The organism is Chryseobacterium sp. SIMBA_038, assembly GCF_046535115.1.
Taxonomy (GTDB): Bacteria; Bacteroidota; Bacteroidia; order Flavobacteriales; family Weeksellaceae; genus Chryseobacterium.
Genome location: NZ_JAWRXH010000433.1, coordinates 1 through 237 on the forward strand (window position 1 = coordinate 1; position 237 = coordinate 237).

Sequence of the window (237 nt, forward strand, 5' to 3'; positions counted from 1 at the left end):
GGTTTTGCGTTTTTCTTCCAGCTTTTCGTTGGTTTCAGTGATTTTCTCAATGACTTCTTCTTTTTTAAGCTGTTGAGTAATCTTTCTCTTCACTACCTGAAGTCGCTTGGTTTCATCTTTATCAGCTCCAATTTTCCTGAATTTTTCCTGTTCTAAAATTTTCACGAAATCCTTTACCACATCCTTTCGTGATTTTCCTTTTACGTAACTGTCGATAAAAGCTTCAATCTTATTTCC

General features: G+C 35.0%; 1 pseudogene. It reads right to left on the reverse strand.

Going from position 1 to position 237, the window contains the following annotated elements:
- Nucleotides 1-237 (reverse strand): annotated as a pseudogene (locus SB689_RS24170) (DNA mismatch repair protein MutS); the annotation flags it as partial.